Origin of the sequence: Cerasicoccus maritimus (genome assembly GCA_031296935.1) — a bacterium.
GTDB classification, from domain to species: Bacteria; Verrucomicrobiota; Verrucomicrobiia; order Opitutales; family Cerasicoccaceae; genus Cerasicoccus; species Cerasicoccus maritimus.
Genome location: JAVDPD010000008.1, coordinates 25840 through 43251 on the forward strand (window position 1 = coordinate 25840; position 17412 = coordinate 43251).

General features: G+C 57.8%; 13 protein-coding genes. 6 read left to right on the forward strand and 7 right to left on the reverse strand.

Annotated features, from left to right (window positions below; genetic code table 11):
* Positions 1 to 14: 14 nt before the first annotated feature.
* Complete coding sequence (locus RBB62_RS07075) at positions 15 to 560, reverse strand: DUF192 domain-containing protein (protein ID WP_309398035.1); 546 nt, start codon at positions 558 to 560, stop codon at positions 15 to 17.
* A gap of 65 nt (positions 561 to 625) precedes the next feature.
* Here RBB62_RS07075 and RBB62_RS07080 point away from each other — a divergent pair, with 65 nt between their 5' ends.
* Positions 626 to 1165 carry a D-glycero-alpha-D-manno-heptose-1,7-bisphosphate 7-phosphatase gene (locus RBB62_RS07080; RefSeq protein WP_309398036.1) on the forward strand — a complete coding sequence of 180 codons (540 nt, stop codon included), beginning with the start codon at positions 626 to 628 and terminating at the stop codon, positions 1163 to 1165.
* A gap of 547 nt (positions 1166 to 1712) precedes the next feature.
* On the opposite strand, the gene RBB62_RS07085 is transcribed toward RBB62_RS07080, so the two are convergent.
* Together RBB62_RS07085 and RBB62_RS07090 are read right to left on the reverse strand one after the other, a co-directional pair.
* Positions 1713 to 3203 carry a TonB-dependent receptor gene (locus RBB62_RS07085; RefSeq protein WP_309398037.1) on the reverse strand — a complete coding sequence of 497 codons (1491 nt, stop codon included), beginning with the start codon at positions 3201 to 3203 and terminating at the stop codon, positions 1713 to 1715.
* Between the two features lie 46 nt (positions 3204 to 3249).
* Positions 3250 to 4083, reverse strand: a complete 834-nt coding sequence (locus RBB62_RS07090) for an RNA methyltransferase (RefSeq protein WP_309398038.1) — start codon at positions 4081 to 4083, stop codon at positions 3250 to 3252.
* A 255-nt stretch (positions 4084 to 4338) separates the two neighbouring features.
* Here RBB62_RS07090 and RBB62_RS07095 point away from each other — a divergent pair, with 255 nt between their 5' ends.
* The 5 genes from RBB62_RS07095 (at position 4339) to RBB62_RS07115 (ending at position 10144) form a co-directional block, all read left to right on the forward strand.
* Positions 4339 to 5577 carry a class I SAM-dependent RNA methyltransferase gene (locus RBB62_RS07095; protein ID WP_309398039.1) on the forward strand — a complete coding sequence of 413 codons (1239 nt, stop codon included), beginning with the start codon at positions 4339 to 4341 and terminating at the stop codon, positions 5575 to 5577.
* Positions 5578 to 5619: 42 nt separating this feature from the next.
* Complete coding sequence (gene cmk / locus RBB62_RS07100) at positions 5620 to 6282, forward strand: (d)CMP kinase (protein ID WP_309398040.1); 663 nt, start codon at positions 5620 to 5622, stop codon at positions 6280 to 6282.
* Positions 6283 to 6298: 16 nt separating this feature from the next.
* A complete protein-coding gene (locus RBB62_RS07105) occupies positions 6299 to 6952 on the forward strand; it encodes a lysophospholipid acyltransferase family protein (protein WP_309398041.1) in 654 nt (217 codons plus the stop codon).
* Positions 6953 to 7044: 92 nt separating this feature from the next.
* Entirely contained in the window at positions 7045 to 8982 is a 1938-nt protein-coding gene (locus RBB62_RS07110) for a DUF1538 domain-containing protein (protein WP_309398042.1), read from the forward strand.
* Positions 8975 to 10144, forward strand: coding sequence for a P-II family nitrogen regulator (locus RBB62_RS07115; protein WP_309398043.1), 1170 nt, complete (start codon positions 8975 to 8977; stop codon positions 10142 to 10144). The genes RBB62_RS07110 and RBB62_RS07115 overlap by 8 nt, the downstream gene beginning before the upstream one ends.
* Before the next feature lie 7 nt (positions 10145 to 10151).
* Here the strand turns inward: RBB62_RS07115 and RBB62_RS07120 are convergent, their stop codons facing one another.
* The 4 genes from RBB62_RS07120 to RBB62_RS07135 are packed head-to-tail and all read right to left on the reverse strand — an operon-like array spanning position 10152 to position 17251.
* Positions 10152 to 12635 (reverse strand): alpha-amylase family glycosyl hydrolase, encoded by a 2484-nt coding sequence (locus RBB62_RS07120; RefSeq protein WP_309398044.1) that lies wholly within the window; start codon positions 12633 to 12635, stop codon positions 10152 to 10154.
* Between the two features lie 15 nt (positions 12636 to 12650).
* Entirely contained in the window at positions 12651 to 14441 is a 1791-nt protein-coding gene (locus RBB62_RS07125; protein WP_309398045.1) for a glycogen synthase, read from the reverse strand.
* A 54-nt stretch (positions 14442 to 14495) separates the two neighbouring features.
* The gene (locus RBB62_RS07130; protein ID WP_309398046.1) at positions 14496 to 16016 is read right to left on the reverse strand and encodes a 1,4-alpha-glucan branching protein domain-containing protein; all 1521 of its coding nucleotides are present in this window, start codon (positions 16014 to 16016) and stop codon (positions 14496 to 14498) included.
* Complete coding sequence (locus RBB62_RS07135; protein ID WP_309398047.1) at positions 16013 to 17251, reverse strand: DUF4912 domain-containing protein; 1239 nt, start codon at positions 17249 to 17251, stop codon at positions 16013 to 16015. The genes RBB62_RS07130 and RBB62_RS07135 overlap by 4 nt, the downstream gene beginning before the upstream one ends.
* Positions 17252 to 17412 lie beyond the last annotated feature (161 nt).

The following is a 17412-nucleotide window of genomic DNA, read 5'->3' on the forward strand; positions in this document are numbered from 1 at the left end:
CAGCCGGAGGCTGGCTATCGGTCCAGCGGGACGCTTGGGACGCCGTAGTTGGCGGGGTCGTAGCCGCGGGCGCGCATGGCGGCGGCGACTTGCTCGAAGTCGATTTTTGCGCCCGGGTAAACCTTGTGGTCTTTATACCAGTCCTGATTCATCTCGAGGACGTATTTAATGTCGCTGCTTTCGGAGCGGACGGATTCCTCGACGTGCGGATACATCGGGTAAACTTCGCGCAGCACGCCGTCCGGGCGGATGTAGCCAACATCCAGCGGAATATCGACGTTTTTCATCCAAAAGCCACGTTGCTCGGAGCCGGGAAAAATGAAGAGCATACCATCGTTTTCGCCAAGCTCCTGGCGAAACATCAGCCCCTGTGCCTGCTCACTCGGGAGGATGGCCAACTGGACGCGAATTTGCTGGTCGCCAATGGTCAGCGGGAAATAGGCATCGGGCTTGGCACGAGTTGCGCCGCTGGCGGGGGCATTGGCCGACGTGTCCTCTTGATTGCAGCCATTGAGGCCGAGGATGAGTAGCGCGATGAGCAACGGGCGAATGAATTGCATAGTGGTTGTGTTATCTGCGCAGCCGATGCTTGCCAACGCGAAAGTCTGCTGGCTGACTCGATGCGATGAAAAATAAGGCGCTCTTCCTCGACCGCGATGGCACGCTCAACTACGATTCGCACTACTTGCGCGAGCCGGATAAGCTCGTGGTCATCGAAGGTGCCCGCGAGGCCATGCGCATCGCCCGCGATCTTGGCTACCGCCTTTACCTCGTCACGAATCAAAGCGGTGTTAACCGCGGCATGTTGACCCTCGACGATGTGCATGCCTGCAATAAGCGGCTTTTGCAGGAACTCGACTTGGGTGACGATCTGTTTGCGGGCATCAGCATTGCTCCTGAGCGCCCGGATGAGCCCAGCGAGTACCGCAAGCCCTCGCCCAAGTACTTGCTCGAAATGATCAAGCGCGACGACCTCGATCCCGCGGCGTGCTACATGGTTGGCGACCGCGAAAGCGATTGGCTTTGCGGGGTGAACGCAGGCGTGCAGTCTATCGCGCTCCGCACCGGCAAGGACATTACGGAGAAAGCGCAATTGGTGCTGGATGTGCATGGCATTCCGCTCTACGGCACGATTTTGGACTTCGTGCACACGCTGGACCGCTAACCCCTCCCCGCCGGAATCGCGGTTATACAGCTTCTAACCCGTTGATTTTTCCGCGAAATAATAGCGTGAGCCGCTTGTCAATAGGATGTTCGTGTGTTCACTTTTTGTTTGGAGCAAGACGGGGTATTCAGAGTGTTTTATTGATCACTTAATTTGCCTCTCTGAAGTAGCATAGGCGTCCCGCCTGTACCTAATCCATCTAAGCGCGTACAGCCGGGACGCTTGTGCTACTCAAATGCGCCACTCCACCGCAGCACTCGCTAAAGCTTCGCGCTCCTTCCACTCCAACTCATCCCTTCCAATTTTCCAAACCAACACACTGATGGACTTTCCCCAACACCATGCGCCTTAGTGATCGCCGTCATGGTAGCCGAATCGACGTGATGGGGTATTCGCTCCGCGAGCGTTGTAGCGCCATGTAAACGAGCCCATTCGGTGGCAGCCTTGGTGACAGCAAGCAGCCAACCGACACCCATTGTTTGCGCGATCCGCATTTCGCTCGGCGGACTTATGGCAGCCTGCGCAGCATAGTGTCGACGGGTTATCTTTAGCTATTAACTGGCTTAGGAGTCGACCACAGGCCGTCTTCCTTGATCTTGGCGGCAACGACTTCCGGGACGGCTTCTTCCCAGTCGTCCGCGCCTTCCTGAATGCGTCGAATAATGTCGCGCGAGAAGATGTTCAGGATGTTTGGATTGGCACCCACGACCGGTACGAGGAAGTGGTTTTCCAGCAGGTAAGCGTATAGGTGACGAAGGTGGTTCTTCACGCGCAAGTTGTCGGCTGTAATCAGCATGCTGCTGGCAAAACCGGTGTTGGTTTCGCGGAGCTTGTCACCTTGACCAGCAAGATAAGCCTGATAGCCGGTGCCCTTCATCGGGTAGACATACAGCTTCACGTTTTCCTTAAACAAGCGACCGAAGGATTCCAAAATGCCACCTTCCAGGTGTTGGTAATATTCTTCGTTGAAGATCGCCTGAAGGTGATTGATGCCGAGCACCAGGCCGACCATGCGGTCCGTGTAGTTACGGAAATATTGTGAGAGCCGGTAATACTCCTGGTAATTTGAAACCAGCACCGGATAGCCCAAGGCATTGATGGTATCGACCCGTGCGAGGAAGTCGTCGTAATCAATCTCCTGACCACCCGCGAGGAGGTTTTTCATGGTGATCTCAAACAGTGGCATGACCGTCTGATCCTCCATAGCTTCTTCCTGCACAAACTGCCCGCCGGCGCAGGTAATCATGTCCACATTCACGTGGGTGACCGGGCGGAAGGAACCGCGCTCGACGAGCACCGCCTTCTTATAAAACGCCTCCATCGGTAACAGGTAATCGCCGTCCGAGCCGAACAACACGGCGTTGGTCAGGCCATTTTCCACTAGCTTAAGTCCGACAATGCGGTTTTCGATATGGCGGAACTTCGGCCCGATGTATTCCAGCATGTCAACTTCGATCCGCTCGTTTTCGAGGTGGTCAATGAGCGACGGAATGAAGCGATCGAGATCAGTGTGGTAGACCAGTGCTGCCCAGATGAAATTCACGCCAAAGATGCCCAGTGCTTCCTGTTGAGTCTGGGCGGTTTTATCGAGTAAGCGGACATGGACGAGGATGTCGTGCGGTTCGCCGCCGGGCTCGATCTGGAAACGCATGCCGAGCCAGCCGTGGCCTGGCTTGCGATTACTGAAGCTCGCCGTGGCAACGGTGTTTGAGAACACGAAAAATGTGGTCTCGGCGCCGCGTTGTTCGCCTAAGCGCTCTTCGAGCAGGCCATACTCGTGCTTGAGCATCTGGAGCAGGCGCTCGCGGGAAACATAGCGTGCAGCCTTGCCGTAAATGGAGTCACTGAATTTCATGTCGTAGGCCGACATGGACTTGGCGATGGTGCCCGCGGCGCCCCCGACTTTAAAGAAATGGCGGGCAACTTCCTGGCCGGCGCCGATCTCGGCAAAGGTGCCGTAGACGTCCTGGTCCAGGTTTACCAGCAGGGCTTTGCGGTTGGTGGTTAACTCGTTAGTAGGCAGCTCCGGGTCTTTCATGGAAGAGCACCCTAGCAGGTTTCACGCCCGCCGTGCAACCGGTAAACTAATCTGCGGCATTAACGTAACTTCCCGCAGCGCGTTGGCGTAAGGCCTCAAAAAGCACGATAGCGGTCGCGGTGTTGACATTGAGGCTGTCGGCGAGGCCACGCATGGGAATCTTCAACTTCAGCTCTGCGCGCTGGAGCCAGAAATCACTGAGCCCCTCGTGCTCGGCGCCGGCCAAAATCGCAACTGGGCCGGAGAGATCGGCGTCCCAATGAGCGATCTCGGTATCGGGCGTCGTGGCGGCGACTTGGATGCCTTTTGCACTGAGCCAGTCATCGAGCTCGGCCTGAGTCGTGGAAATGCACGGCAGCGAAAACACCAGTCCGCGGGAATTACGGATGACCTGCGGATTGTAGAAGTCTGTCACCGGGTCGCAGGCAATCAGCGCATCGGCGCCTACGGCTTCAGCCGAGCGAATCAACGCGCCGAGGTTGCCAGGCTTCTCGATTTTTTCCACGATTACTAGGAGCGGCGCTTCGGGCAGTGTTAGGCGGGAGAGGGCTGTTTCACGCTGGCGCGCCACGCCGAGGAGGCCGTCGGGGCCTTCTCGCAGGGAGATTTTTTCGAAAACTTCGCGCGTGAGCTCAAACACCTTGGCCCGCTGCTGTTCGGCGCTGGTGATAATGACGTTGGCAGCATCGGCGTCGCGCCAGAGCTCGGGGCACAGGTAGAGTTCGCCCAGGTGGAGGTCAGCCTTTGTGGCGCGGGTCAGCTCCAGTTCGCCTTCCACCAGAAATACGTCCTGCGCACGTCGTTCCTTGGCGCTGCGCAGCTTGACGAGCCCCTTGATGCGATGGTTTTGGCGGGATTCAATGCGCGGAAAGCGGGACATGGTGCTTGTCTAACTGAGAACGACTGCGAATCAACGCGAAACGGATTTAACTACGAATGGCGCGAATGTGCGCGAATATTTTAAACTACGAATAGCGCAGATGAGCGCAGATCTAAGGAGACTTTTTATTAAATGTTTATCTACGTTCATCTGCGTTATTCGTAGTTTCCCAATTCATCCTTGTGGATTCGCGCTCATTCGCGCCATTCGTAGTTGTTCCCGTTGCGTCCGTTTCCAGTTGATTCGCGCCGCTTCATGTCTAGAAACCGCCTGATGACAGAAGCGCCGCGCAATTTTATTCCCGAGCCATACGCCTACCACCATGAGTTGGAGCTGACCATTGAGACCCTGACGAACCTTGGGCATGGCTTGGCGCGGGACAATGGCTGGGTCGTGATGACGCCTTTTGCGCTACCCGGTGAGCGCGTCCGCGTGCGCATTTTCCGCAATCACAAGAATTACTCGGATGCGGATTTGGTTGAAGTTCTGGAGCCATCGTCCCAGCGCGTCGAGCCACCATGCCCGCTCTTTGGTGATTGTGGCGGCTGTCAGTACCAGCACTTCGCCTACGAAGGGCAGAAAGAATGGAAGCGTGGCCAAGTTGCGGAGCTGATGGAGCGCCTCGGCGGCATTACCGATGTGCCCGTGGAGCAGACTCACGGCTCGCCCAAGGAATACCACTACCGTTCGAAGCTGACGCCACACCACCCGGGCCGCAAGGCGCGCACGTTTGAGATCGGCTTCCAGCGCTATGGGCGCCGCAATTCGTTGATCGATGTGCCGCAATGCCCGATTGCCACGGAGGCCATCAACGAGGCCATGCCGATCGAGCGCAAAAAGATTTTTGACAAGAAGGACAAGTTTAAGAAAGGCTCCACGCTGCTTTTGCGCGACACGTTGGAAGGTGTCATCACCGACCAGCGCGAGACCGTTTCCGAAAAGGTCGGCAACATCGTTTTCCAGTTCAAGGCCGGGGAATTCTTCCAGAACAACCCCTACATCTTGCCGGAAATGATCGACTACGTGCTGGCCGAGATCGGCAAGGTCAAGCTGCGCTACCTCGTTGACGCGTATTGCGGGGTAGGGGTCTTCGCGCTGAGCGCCGCCCGCGAATTCGAGCAAGTCGCTGGCGTGGAAATTAACCACCAGGCCATCGAGTTGGCGCGAACCAACGCCGCCGCCAACGGCATTACGAACACGGAGTTCACCATCGGCAAGTCCGAGGCGATTTTCGAAGACCTGACGTTCCCGGGCGACGAGTCCGCGATGATCATCGACCCGCCACGCGCCGGTTGCGACGAGCTCTTCCTGCGCCAGTTGCTGGAGTTTCGCCCGAAGCGCCTCGTGTATGTTTCCTGTGATCCATCGACGCAAGCCCGCGATTTGAAAATCCTCCGCGAGGGCGGTTATCGCATTGAGCGTATTCAGCCCTTTGACTTGTTCCCGCAGACCCGCCACATTGAAAACGTTGCCACGCTTTCGCGCATCGATTAACCCGAATTTTTCTTTGCCTACGCGGCGAAACCCTCCCGAAAAATGAAACCTGATTTTGTGATTATTGCCGTCGATGGCGGCGCCGCCAGTGGCAAGTCCTCCACCTCGCGTCTGGTCGCCGAGCGGCTGAACCTGATGCATGTCGACACCGGCTCGCACTACCGCGCCGTTACTTTCGCGCTGCTGCAAAAGGGCGTGGGCCCGGATGACGAAGCCGCTGTCGCCGAGCGTTTGAAGAGCATCCCGCTGTCAACGGAACTCGATGGCCGCAGCGCGCGCATTGCTTTGGATGGTCGAGTCCCGACCAAGGACGAGCTGCGCAGCGAAGCGGTTAACAACGCCGTGTCGCCGTATGCTGCGGTGCCAGCTGTGCGCCAGTTCCTCTTCGACTACCAACGTGCTCAGGCGGATATCGCCCGCGAAAATAACTTTACCGGCTTGATCATGGAAGGCCGCGACATCGGCTCGGTCATTTTCCCCGACGCCACGCTGCGCGTATTCCTCGAAGCCGATGCCGCGACCCGCGCCGAGCGCCGCGCCGCCGAAGGCCAAAGCGACTCCATTGAAAAGCGCGACAAGATCGACTCTTCGCGCAAGACCGCGCCATTGACCTGCCCGGACGGTGCCTACAAGATCGACAATTCGAACCTGACTTTGGAAGAAGTCGTTGAAGAAATTGCGAACGCCGTTTCCAATTGCGTCTAGGATGATTAGCTACCCGATGAAACCATTTTACCGCAACATGCGGGCCTCGCTGGCCGCGTGGTTTTACACGTTTAATGGTTTGCAGGTCTATGGCGCAAGCAATGTGCCGGTCGAGGGACCGTTCCTGCTTGCGTGCAACCACGCCAGTTTCCTGGACCCGCCCGTGTTCGCCGTTGCTTGCCCGCGCGAGTTACATTTCTTTGCGCGTAACACGCTATGGAAGGGCGTTTTCGGCACGCTAATAACGAATCTCAACGCCATTCCCATTGACCGTGATGGCGAGCGCGATTTGCAGGCGTTTCGTCGCGTGTTTGCGGCGCTGAAGGATGGCGGCACGCTGTTGGTTTTTCCCGAAGGCACGCGCACGCCCGACGGCGAGCTGCACGAGGGCAAGAAAGGCATCGGCATGATCGCCTGTCGCGCGCAGGTGCCCGTGGTGCCGGCGCGAATTTTTGGCAGCTATGACATGTGGAACCGTCACCAGAAGCTGCCGCGCTTGACCACGCCGCTCGGCGTGAGCTTTGGGAAGCCCATACCTGTCAGTGAATATGATCCCGGCAAAACCGATTCGCAGCGCTACGACACCGCTGCAGCGCGCATCATGGAAGGCATCGCCAAGCTGGAAGATGCCCGCGTGAAAAACGCATTGCCGTTTGACCGGGCGATTTAGTCATCGGCAGAGTCGATTAATTTTTCGCCAATTGCCTAATAGAAAAGCTTTTACGCTTGGCGTTGGCGCGAATTTATCGATCTTAGGGCGTGATGTCGGGGGATGGGCAGTCGATGGCCTGGAGTTCTCCGAAGCTTGGGCTTCGGGGGACGCTGCGTTTACTGACGCCATACTTCCGAGACAAGTTTCTGGAGCAGGTAAAAAGCATCTGGTTCATCATCGTCTATTTGGCGGCCTTTCAGATTCTGATCCTTGGCGTCCCGTTGGTTTACGCGGCGATGATCGGCGTCGGCGTTTTTGTCGTCGCGCTGGGGCTAATGTTCTTCATGGAAGGCTTGCGGCTGGGGCTCATGCCGCTGGGCGAAATCATTGGCGCGGTCTTGCCGCGCAACGCCAAGCTGCCGGCGATCCTGGCCTTTGCCTTTGTGCTGGGGGGGCTGGCGACATTTGCCGAGCCGGCGATTGCCGTCCTGCGTGCTGCTGGGGCAGGGGTGAAACCAGACGACGCACCGCTGCTTTACAGCTTGCTGAACGACTTCGCGACACAGCTCGTGATGAGCGTCGCTATTGGAGTAGGCTGTGCCGTGTTGCTCGGTGTGCTACGTTTTTTCCGCGGTTGGTCGCTCAAGAATTTCATCCTGCCGCTGATCGGGCTGCTTTGTGTCTTAACTTTCTTTGCGCACAACAATGAGGTGCTGGGGCCGATTATCGGGTTGGCTTGGGACTGCGGTGCCGTTACCACGGGGCCAGTCACCGTGCCACTGGTGTTAGCGTTGGGCATCGGTGTATGCCGTATCGTGGGCGACGAAGATTCCAGCAACGCCGGCTTCGGCATCGTGACGCTGGCGTCGCTGTTTCCGATCATCGCCGTGCTGTTGTTGGGGCTCTACCATTACGCGGCCAAGGATTACATTGGCGCGGAGAATTACGCCGGTGCCGAGAGCAGCCTGTTGCCCGAATACAATGTCGAGGCAGCGCAACCTCCGGCGGCGCTTTTACACGAAGTGGAGGCGGCGCCGCTCATGGCCGAAGAGCCGATTTCGGAAGAAGAATACCAGCAGTTCCTGCTCACCGGTGACCTGCCCGAAGACGTCTCTGTAAGTTTCGAAGGCGGGGCCACGCAATTGGTCAATGGGCGCCTGGTTCAGTCCGGCGCGCAGATCGTTTACGAGCGTCATGAAGACCCGTCGCTCTGGGCTCAGGACATCGAGGAGTGGGATCCACAGGCGAACTTTCCGGAAGAATTCAAGACCGCGTTGCTCGGCGCGTTGCAGGCCATTGTGCCGCTGGTGATCTTCCTGTTTGTGATCCTCAAATTACTCGTCAAAGAGCCCATCCGCGACCTCGATCAGTTGTTGGTCGGCATTGTTTTTGCGCTCGGTGGCATGGCCTTGTTTGGACTGGGGATCACGATGGGACTTACGCCGTTGGGCGAGCAGTTGGGCAGCAATATTCCCGCCGCTTTTGCGTCCATCAGTCCCTGGGGCTTGGAGGCGAGCTTCGGGCCTTTGGTCAACGCTGAGCATTTCGGCAAGCTGATCGCGGTGCTGTTTGGCTTCATGCTGGGCTATGGCGCGACCTTGGCCGAGCCTGCTCTCAATGCCTTAGGTGTGACCGTGCAGAAGATCACGGCGGGCGCGTTTCGCAAAAATTTACTCATGCAATCTGTCGCGATCGGAGTGGGCCTCGGCATTGCAACTGGCGTTTGCAAGATTGCTTACAATTTGCCGTTGGCGTGGTTGTTGATTCCGCCTTACCTGCTGCTGTTGTTCCTGACTTACATTTCGACCGAGGAATTCGTGAACTTCGGTTGGGACAGCGCGGGCGTGACCACGGGGCCGATCACCGTGCCGCTGGTGCTCGCGATGGGGCTAGGCATTGGGGCAAATGTGCCGGGTGTGATTGATGGCTTTGGCGTGCTGGCGCTGGCGTCCGTTGGGCCAATTTTAACCGTGCTGATCGTGGGCTTGATTGTCCGCCAACAAGCCGAAGCCGCCGAGCATGTAGAGGGAGGTTTGGCCGATGAGTGATTGGGTCGAACAGAAGAAAATGTGCATCGTCACGGCAATTCTGCCACGGCGCACCAGCAACGAAGTGACCGAGTTTTTGCTCGATAAACCAGCGCGCTTTTTGTTCGAGCTGGGGGCCCGCGGCACCTTGGTGAAGGACCGCTGGTATCAGTTTTTGCTGCCCGTGATCAGCCCCGAGCAGGAGATTATTCAGTTCCTGCTGCCGCACGACGAGGTGGACGTGATCATGGAGCAAATCGTCGCACTGGGCCAACTGCGGCTCGCGGGCGCGGGCGCGGTGTTCACACACCCTTGTGGTTCGTTTGTGGCGACGCCGGACTTCCCGGTTTGGCAAAATGGTGAGCATACGGAGGCAGGCCTGAGCATGCTCAAGTTTAAGCGCAACCTCGTGGGCATTGCGGCCACGGTGCAGACGTCGATTTCGGAAAACGTCGCACGCGCGGCGATCAAGGCTGGAGCGCATGGCCCCACGATTCACTACTGCGAAGGCCGCGGCGTGCGCGACCGCTTGGGCATCCTGCGGTTTACGCAAAATCCGGACAAGGAAATCATTCGCGTCATCGTCGACGAAATGGACGCCGATGCCGTCTTTGAAGCTATGGCTACGGCGGGCCGCCTGACTGAGCCGGGGCGGGGGATTATTTACCAGATGGCGGTTTCACGCGGCTTGATCAAGCTGCCCGGCATTACGGAGTCGGCGCGGCATGCGGCGAGCATTCACCAGATTATTCATGCCATTGACGACCTGAAAGGCTGCGCGGACTGGCGCGCCACGAGTAACCTGGTGGACGAGTCAAAGTCCTCGGGAGGGGCGCTTAGTTTTCTCGGCATTGGGACGCGTTCGCGTAAATACCTGTTTGATCTCGTCCGCATCACGTGTACCACGAAGCGCAAGAATCTCGACGTGTTGGTCGCGGCGGCATTGGAGGCTGGCGCGCCGGCCGTGACATCGGTTTTCGGCCGCTTCATGGAAAGCGAATGCAAGGTGACGGGTGCCGGGGTGCGCATCAATCGCGAGCTCGGCAGCCTGCAAATGGTGCTGCCCAAGCATCAGGTCGAGGGCATCATCAATTCCCTCCGCAACGCGACCGACGAGCACGAGCTGGACACCGTGGCCATCTACACGTCACCCATTGAAAAGGTGCTGACTTACCTGGGCTAGGCCAGCTTTAGAGCCAGCCTTCTTTTTCCTGCGGGAACTCGCGCACCCAGATGCCGACGTCCATGCCGTTCAAATTCAGGCGGTGGTGGTGGCCGTCCATGCGGTGGTCGTTGATGCCCTCGTAATGCGCCTCCTGATTGTTTGCGAGGCAGGTCCAATACATGCCGTCGATGTCGTAGAGATTGATCGACTGCGATTCGCGGTGCGGGTTGATCGCAAACAGGAATTGTCGGGGGCCCAGTGCGCAATCGGCATTGAAGAGCATGGCCGCGGCGCTGTTTTTGTCGTTGTCGGATTTGAAGACGCGCAGGTAGCCGTTAGACGGGCTATCCCAGAGGCGGAGCAGTTCGCCCCATTCCGAGCGGCGGATGCCAATGAGCTCTTTGAAGAAATTGTGCGTTTTGCTGTAGCGCTGGAGGCGTCCGTAATCGAGCGCATTGATGTCGCCGCGCTGGTAGGTGTTGTTGATGCCCAACTTGCTGCGCAGGAAGTCCTGACCTTCGGAGAACATCGGGATGCCAACGGAGCATAGACCAATCGCCGCCATAAGGTGCGTGCGCTGGATGTCGAGCTCGCTCGGGTGATCTCCATTGTGGTCGTTGTTGGTCGTGATCTTATCGATCCAGCAACGGTCATCGTGCGACGCAGTGTAGTTAACGCTTTGCGCCGGCCAGGCCGCCATGTGGTCGAGGCAGCCCTTCATGTAATAGGCGAGGGCGTCGGCGTTGCTGAGGCCCTTCACGTAGTCGGCAATCGTGCTACGGTAGCCGTCGTTCCAAAACGCGTAGCCGGCGAGCCGGGTATCCCACTGAATGCCGCCACGGAAGCTCCACGGCTCGGCGATGAGGATGACGGACTCTTTGACCTTCTTGAGCGCGTCGCCGATTTCCTTGAGCGTCTCGATGGTAATGAGCTCCGCGAGGTCGAAGCGGAAGCCGTCCACATCGTAAGCTTCGACGAGGTAGGTTAGGCTGTCGATCATCAGGCGCTTGGCCATAGCGGCTTCGGCATTGAGCGTATTGCCGCAGCCGGACCAGTTGATGTATTCGCCGTCTGCTTCCAGATAAAAATAGTAGGCCTTGTCGATGCGCCCGAGGAAATTGGGCACGCCAACGTGGTTGTAAACGACATCGATCACGACCGCCAATTCGTGGTCGTGGCAGGTTTCCACCATGTCCAGAAATTCGTCGTTCTGCGTCGCCTTGGTTGGGTCGGTGCCATACCACGCCGAGGGCGAAAAGTAGTTTGTGGTCATGTAGCCCCAGTGATACTCTTCCTTGGTCGTGGAATCGAATTGCTGGATTGGCTGAAATTCCAAAGTGTTGGCGCCGAGCGTGCGCAGGTAGCACATGTCGTCATCCAAATAGGTCGTCACGCCCTTGAAGCCTAGGCGGTCTTCGGCAGGCATTTTCATCGGCGCCTTTGCGGCAATGTCGCGCACGTGCACCTCCAGCATGACGAGGTCTTGCCAGGGTGGCGGCTCGTTAATGGTTTTGGGCTTACGGATTTGACAGGTGTTGATCACGATGCCCGGGCCATCGTGGCTGACGGTCGCGCAGGCGTAGGGATCAAGAATCGGCTCATCGGGCATGAACTCGGTCGTGATGCCGTCGTTTTCGCCGTCGACGTAGTAGGAGTAAAACCAGCCGTGGAGGTTGCCCTTGAGCGTGACTTCCCAGCAGAGTTTATCTTCCGTCAGCACCATGTCGTAATGGTTGACGAACTCGCAATCCATGCTGTCGTAGAGCTCCAAAATGACGCCCTTCGCGCGTGGCGCAAACAGGCGGAAAACCGTCGTGCGGCCACGGACCGTTGAGCCGAGCAAGGCGTCGGTTTTCAGGTCGTAAAACCCAAGACCTGGCTTGATGAGCTGTAAGTTGCGGATGGTGCCTTTGTCATGCCAACCGATGCGGCACACGCGGTCCATGCCGCGCTCGCCATTGGCCACTTCAAATTCAAAGGCGTGGTTGCCGCTGCGATTGAGATCGAGGACGTAGTTGGCGTTTTTGGCCTTGTCGTATTCGACGTTGGGCGCGCAACGCAGGGGTGTGAGCCAATGCCAGTCCAGCGTGACGAATTTAAAAATGATCTTATGCGTTGCCGTGCCCATGACGCCACCGGGAACTTTGACTGCGTAATAGGTTTCTCCCTGAGCATCCTCCTCGGCAACAAGGGTCCAAAGCTTTTCTTTTTCGTCGCGGCCCCAGTTGTTAAATGGCCCCGCCACGCGGACTGGATTGTTGGCGAAATCCACGTGTGGAAAGCGCTTTGGGTCCAGGCAGAATACGGTGTCGTCGCCGTCCTGATAAAAGCCGGTAAACTTGGCTAGCTCCACCGGGTCCATGCGCTGCACTTTGCCGATTTCCAAGCCGTCGGCATCCAGGTAAAATTCAGGAAAAGCAGCGATGTCCCAATTGCGCTGCATGAGGACGACACCTTTGCCGGGCGCGGTCCAGTAGGCAGCATGAATGCGGCGCGATGGAGTGCTCATAATGGCCGGGCCAGTTTACTTGGCCCGAATGTAGTTGTAGATGTTTAAGTAGTGCTGACCCGGAACGTTCCACGAGTAGTCCGTCTTCATGGCGTTGAGCATGAGGTTGCGGAAGTGGTCCGGGAACATGTAATAGCAGCTGATGGCGCGCGATAAAGCACTTTCGATGCCGCCGTAGTCGTCGTTGTGGAAAACGTAGCCATTGCGCTGGTCCAAGGGCTTGTCGGCGTAGTCCTTGTCGAAAACGGTGTCGGCCAGGCCGCCCACGGCGCGGACCAGCGGTACCGTGCCGTAGCGCATGGCGATCAGCTGGGTGAGGCCGCAAGGCTCGTAACGGCTCGGCACGACCATCATGTCCGCGCCAGCGTAAATCAAATGTGCGAGCTCTTCGTTGAAGCCGACTTCGATATGGCTGTCCGGGTTTTCGTTGATCTCACCCTTAAGACGCCAGAAATAGCTGTCGATCGACGGGTCCGGGCTGCTGCCCAGCATAACGAATTGTGCGCCGTGGTTCACGCAGTAGAAGAGGGCATGGCGGACGAGCTCAAGGCCCTTTTGCGGATCGAGTCGGCCAACAAATGCGATGATCGGTTTTTCGTTGTCCGCCATGAGCAGGCGTTCGCGGAGCGCGCGCTTGTTCTCGTACTTCGCCTCGATGTTTTCGATGCTGTAGTGGCTCGGAATGTGGGTGTCGCTCTCGGGATTCCAGACCTCGTAGTCGATGCCATTGAGCACGCCGCCGTACTTGCCGCCGTGGACGTGTAACGCGGGCTCCAAGCCAAAGCCCTGGCCCTTGTCTCTGGCTTCACCCGCGTGCGTTGGGGAAACCGTGGTGATGAAGTTCGAATAAACGATGCCGCCCTTCATCAGGTTGACTGTGCCCGGGTGATTGTAGTCGCCGAGGCGTTCGTGGCCCAGGTAGTAATCGTGGCGGTAGAGACCGGCTGCATCGAGCAGGTTCACGCCACAGAGGCCCTGATGCTTGAAGTTGTGAATCGTGTAGCACACGCGGCAATCATGCATGCCGAGGCGGTGATAGATTTCCCACTGGTAAACGGGCACGAGGCCGGTCTGCCAGTCGTGGCAATGGATGATGTTCGGGCGCTTGCCGGACTTGAGCAGGAACTCCATGGCTGCGCGTGAGAAGAACGCGAAGCGGAAGGTGTCGTCGTGGTCGCCGTAGAACTTATTGCGGTCGAAGAAGCAATCGTTGGAATGCGGCTCGATGAAGTAGCACTTGCGGCCGTAAACGTAGCCAAAATAGACAGAGCAGTGGATCGCGCCTTCGCCCCACGGCACCCAAAGATCGTCAAAGCAGCGCTCCAGACCGTAGATGTGGTCGTAGCGCATGTTGTTGTATTTGGGCAAAATGATCTCCACGGCGTGGCCACGAATTTGCAGCTCCCAAGTCAGGCCGAAAACGACGTCGGCGAGGCCACCCACTTTGGCGACGGGGGAGAGCTCGGGCGTGATGTGCACGGTGTAAAGCGAGGGAATCTCGTCGTGCAGGAAAACGTTATGCAGGTCCGTGCCCTCGGCCACGGTTGGGTCAGCATTGATCGGCGCGGCTTCTTCCAATGCGCTGAGCTCTTCCTGCGCTTGAGCGGCCTTGGCGGTCTGGGCCATTTCCTCGAAATCAACGACGTCCTTGCCGCGCTTTTTCGCTTTGGGAGCAGCGGGGGGCGGGGCGGACTTCTTGGCCGCGACTTTCTTCGTTGTCTTGGCGGCTTTTTTGGCCGGTTTGGGTTGAGCAGACGTCTTGGGGGCGGCGCTGGTCGATTCGGTAGGATTCGCTTTTTGTTTCACAGCAGCTTTAGAAATGGTTCCGTAGAGTGATGGCTCTTAATTGAGGTTGTAGATTTACGCCTGAAAGTAAAGGTCAGGCTCAAGGTTCAGATCAGGAAAAATCGGGTCGAGTTGTTCGAGGGCGGTTAGCGTCTCGAGATCAATCGTATCTTGGCGCAATTGCCTTAGCAAAAATTGAAAACGGCCCAAATGCCGACGCAGGCGTTCTTCTGCATACTGGGCGGTGGCGCCGGCACGTAGCATGAAAGGCCAGTCTGAGGCCTGAGCGAGCAACAGCTCGCGGGTTAATTGCTGGATGGCGCGGTGCTGCAATGGCGTGACGGGCATGGCTTCCAGCCAATAGCCCAGCTCGCGGTCGGCGGCTTGGAGCAGCGGGTAAATCCAGTCCGTCTCGTTGTTGATCCAAAATGAATAATCGCTGCGGCGGCCCCAGGTGGACGCGGCAGGTTGCTCAACTGGAACTTCCTCCACTGCCGCCAGCGCGGCCGTAGGTGAGGCAAAATCCATAGCGTTCGCGGTCTGGCCTTTGATTAACACTTCCTGCAACCAATGCGGACCTTCGTGCCACCAATGGCCAAACAGCTCGGCATCGAATGGCAGGAAAATAAATTCATCGCCCACGGAATCGAGCGCGGACACGAAATCCGCGGCATCGGCTTCGGCCTGAATGCGCGCTTGCGAGGCGTCGTACCAATCCTTCTCGTTGCTGCCGGTGACGCGCCAGTATTTCAGGCCGAGCGGGAGGCTGTCGCCATTGGGTAGGCGGTAGAGCCCGGCTTGCTCGGCGGACAGCTCGGTCACGGCGTCGTGGTGGAATTCTCGATAATGTGCATTGCCTGGGTAGCCGACTCGCGCATCCCAAACTTTGCGGGACAAAGTTCCATTACGCGCGATGGCGCGTATGCCGTTGGGACACTCGCGAATGGTTGGCCCGCCCATGTTTTCAACGGCAAACCACTCGACGTCGACTTCGGCTAGGTCGTTTTCAAGCCCGGGGTAGTAGGCGCATTCCGGCAGCCAAAAGCCCGTTGGCTTGAGCCCCGTGTGCGCTTCGAACGTTTCCACGCCGACTTGGATTTGCAGGCGTCGGCTGAGCGGCGTTTGCTGGTAGGCGGGTAAGAAGGCGTGGGTCGCGGCGGTGGTCAGCAGCTCAACTTTGCCTGCGCGCGCCAAGCTGGCCCAGATGTCGGGCAGTGTTTGGCCATTGCTTAAAAATTCGGAGTGCAGGCTATGTGCTCGCTGACGGTAGTGGTGCGCAAGTTCGCGTCGCTGAAAGGGCAGGGAGGCATCATTTTCTTCCCTCTCCAAAATCGCAGTGTAGCGGTCGATGTGCGCGGCGTAGCGTTCGGCAAACTGCGGGTGCGACCAGAGCTCCAGCAGCGTTGGCGAGAGCGACACCGCCAGCATGGGCGCGATTGTCTTGGGCAGACTGCTGATGAGCTCCAACAGCGGCAGGTAGCAGTTGGTTACGGCTTCATAAAGCCAGCATTCTTCCAATGAAATGGGCAACTCCGGGCGCATGCCGTAGGGCAAATGCGCGTGTAATAAAACGCTTACAGTTTTGGCGGCGGTCACGCTTCGGCAATTAGGCTCAAGCCGGGCAGGAGTAGCGCGCCATTGGGCATTGCGCGGTGGAGCGAGAAACAGCCCTGGTCGTCGACCGGGACATCGGGCGGAAGCAGCTTCAGGTAAGACTCATCATTGATGCGGCCTTCAATCGATACAGATGCGTGGATTTCGAGCAGCGGCTGGCCGGTCGCCGCATCCTTGGCCAGTTCGAGCGCGTTCGAGCCGTTCACGGGGCTCATGCCCGCAGTGATGAAAAGGGGAAGCACTTCGGCAAAGCCGCTCAACTTGCGCACGACTTTAAATTGTCCGCCGGGCAGCGGGGTGATCAGCTTGCCGCCAAGGGCCAGCTTCATGCCGACGCCGAGTTTGCCATTGATGGTCAATTCGGCGCGCAGATTGATCGGCGAATGCGTATCCCAGCTGTCGGCCCATTGGCTGGCGAAGAGCTCCGAAGCGCCCGCAGAGTCAGGCAGCTCGGCATTGGCCGGGGGCTGGTCGCTGGCAGCAGGCTTGTCCGTAGCAGCGTCCGCAGGCAGCTTGAGCTCCTTGCAGTTGCCGCTGATAATCGCATCGTGGATCTCGGATTCATCCAGCACCACTTTGCGCTGAAGCTGCACGATGTCAGCTTCGGGCAAGGACTCGCCATCGACACGCTTAAAGAACGCCAGCTCATTGGGAGACTTGAGCAGCTCTTCCGGTAAATTACTCAGCCGCGGCAGACGCGCAATAATGGCGCTTTCATTGAGAGCGTTCAGTGCGACCTCCGGATTAGCCTGACGGCTGACGGGCGGCGTCGGTTGAGGCTCCGGGCTGGGCGCTGGTGCAGGCTTCACCGAAGGCTGGGGGAGGGCGACCGAGCCCGCGCGCACGAGCGGGCGAAAGTGTCCCTGGGCATTCTTCAAGCCAACGACGGCTCCTACATTTTGCGGCGTGGATTGTAAGTCAAAATAACCGCTATTGTTAAGCCCTTCGACGGGAAAATCCTTCGTGGAATTGGCCTCTGCGAAGTTCGTTGATTCCGAGCCAAAATTATAGGTGCGCAAAATAAGATTTACTTCTTCATCGCCTACGCCGAGCACCTGCCGACCTTCTTCCAGCAGCTCTGGGTTCAAGGCCCAGTGCGCATGGATACGCCCTGGTGACACTGGCAGGATCATCAAATTGGGTTGATGTGGCGCCGAAAATTTAATCTCCTGGCTGTCAATCACATCGGAAAGACTGGATAGGGCGTCGAAAGCCATATGGGGGTCTTGATCAACTCGTGATTGCGAACTGGACATTGAGTTGATCAGGATGATTCGAGGTTTTACTGAGTCAAGTGTATTAAAAGATGTCGCATGCCCCGTGCCAGCCTGTTGCCCGACATGGAAATTTATCAAAAAAGCCTTTAAACTTGAACCTT

Bases quoted from the DNA above. Each gene is read 5' to 3' on its own strand.
- RBB62_RS07075 (WP_309398035.1), bottom strand. From the start codon at position 560: ATGCAATTCATTCGCCCGTTGCTCATCGCGCTACTCATCCTCGGCCTC.
- RBB62_RS07080 (WP_309398036.1), top strand. From the start codon at position 626: ATGAAAAATAAGGCGCTCTTCCTCGACCGCGATGGCACGCTCAACTAC.
- RBB62_RS07085 (WP_309398037.1), bottom strand. From the start codon at position 3,203: ATGAAAGACCCGGAGCTGCCTACTAACGAGTTAACCACCAACCGCAAA.
- RBB62_RS07090 (WP_309398038.1), bottom strand. From the start codon at position 4,083: ATGTCCCGCTTTCCGCGCATTGAATCCCGCCAAAACCATCGCATCAAG.
- RBB62_RS07095 (WP_309398039.1), top strand. From the start codon at position 4,339: ATGTCTAGAAACCGCCTGATGACAGAAGCGCCGCGCAATTTTATTCCC.
- cmk (WP_309398040.1), top strand. From the start codon at position 5,620: ATGAAACCTGATTTTGTGATTATTGCCGTCGATGGCGGCGCCGCCAGT.
- RBB62_RS07105 (WP_309398041.1), top strand. From the start codon at position 6,299: ATGAAACCATTTTACCGCAACATGCGGGCCTCGCTGGCCGCGTGGTTT.
- RBB62_RS07110 (WP_309398042.1), top strand. From the start codon at position 7,045: ATGTCGGGGGATGGGCAGTCGATGGCCTGGAGTTCTCCGAAGCTTGGG.
- RBB62_RS07115 (WP_309398043.1), top strand. From the start codon at position 8,975: ATGAGTGATTGGGTCGAACAGAAGAAAATGTGCATCGTCACGGCAATT.
- RBB62_RS07120 (WP_309398044.1), bottom strand. From the start codon at position 12,635: ATGAGCACTCCATCGCGCCGCATTCATGCTGCCTACTGGACCGCGCCC.
- RBB62_RS07135 (WP_309398047.1), bottom strand. From the start codon at position 17,251: ATGGCTTTCGACGCCCTATCCAGTCTTTCCGATGTGATTGACAGCCAG.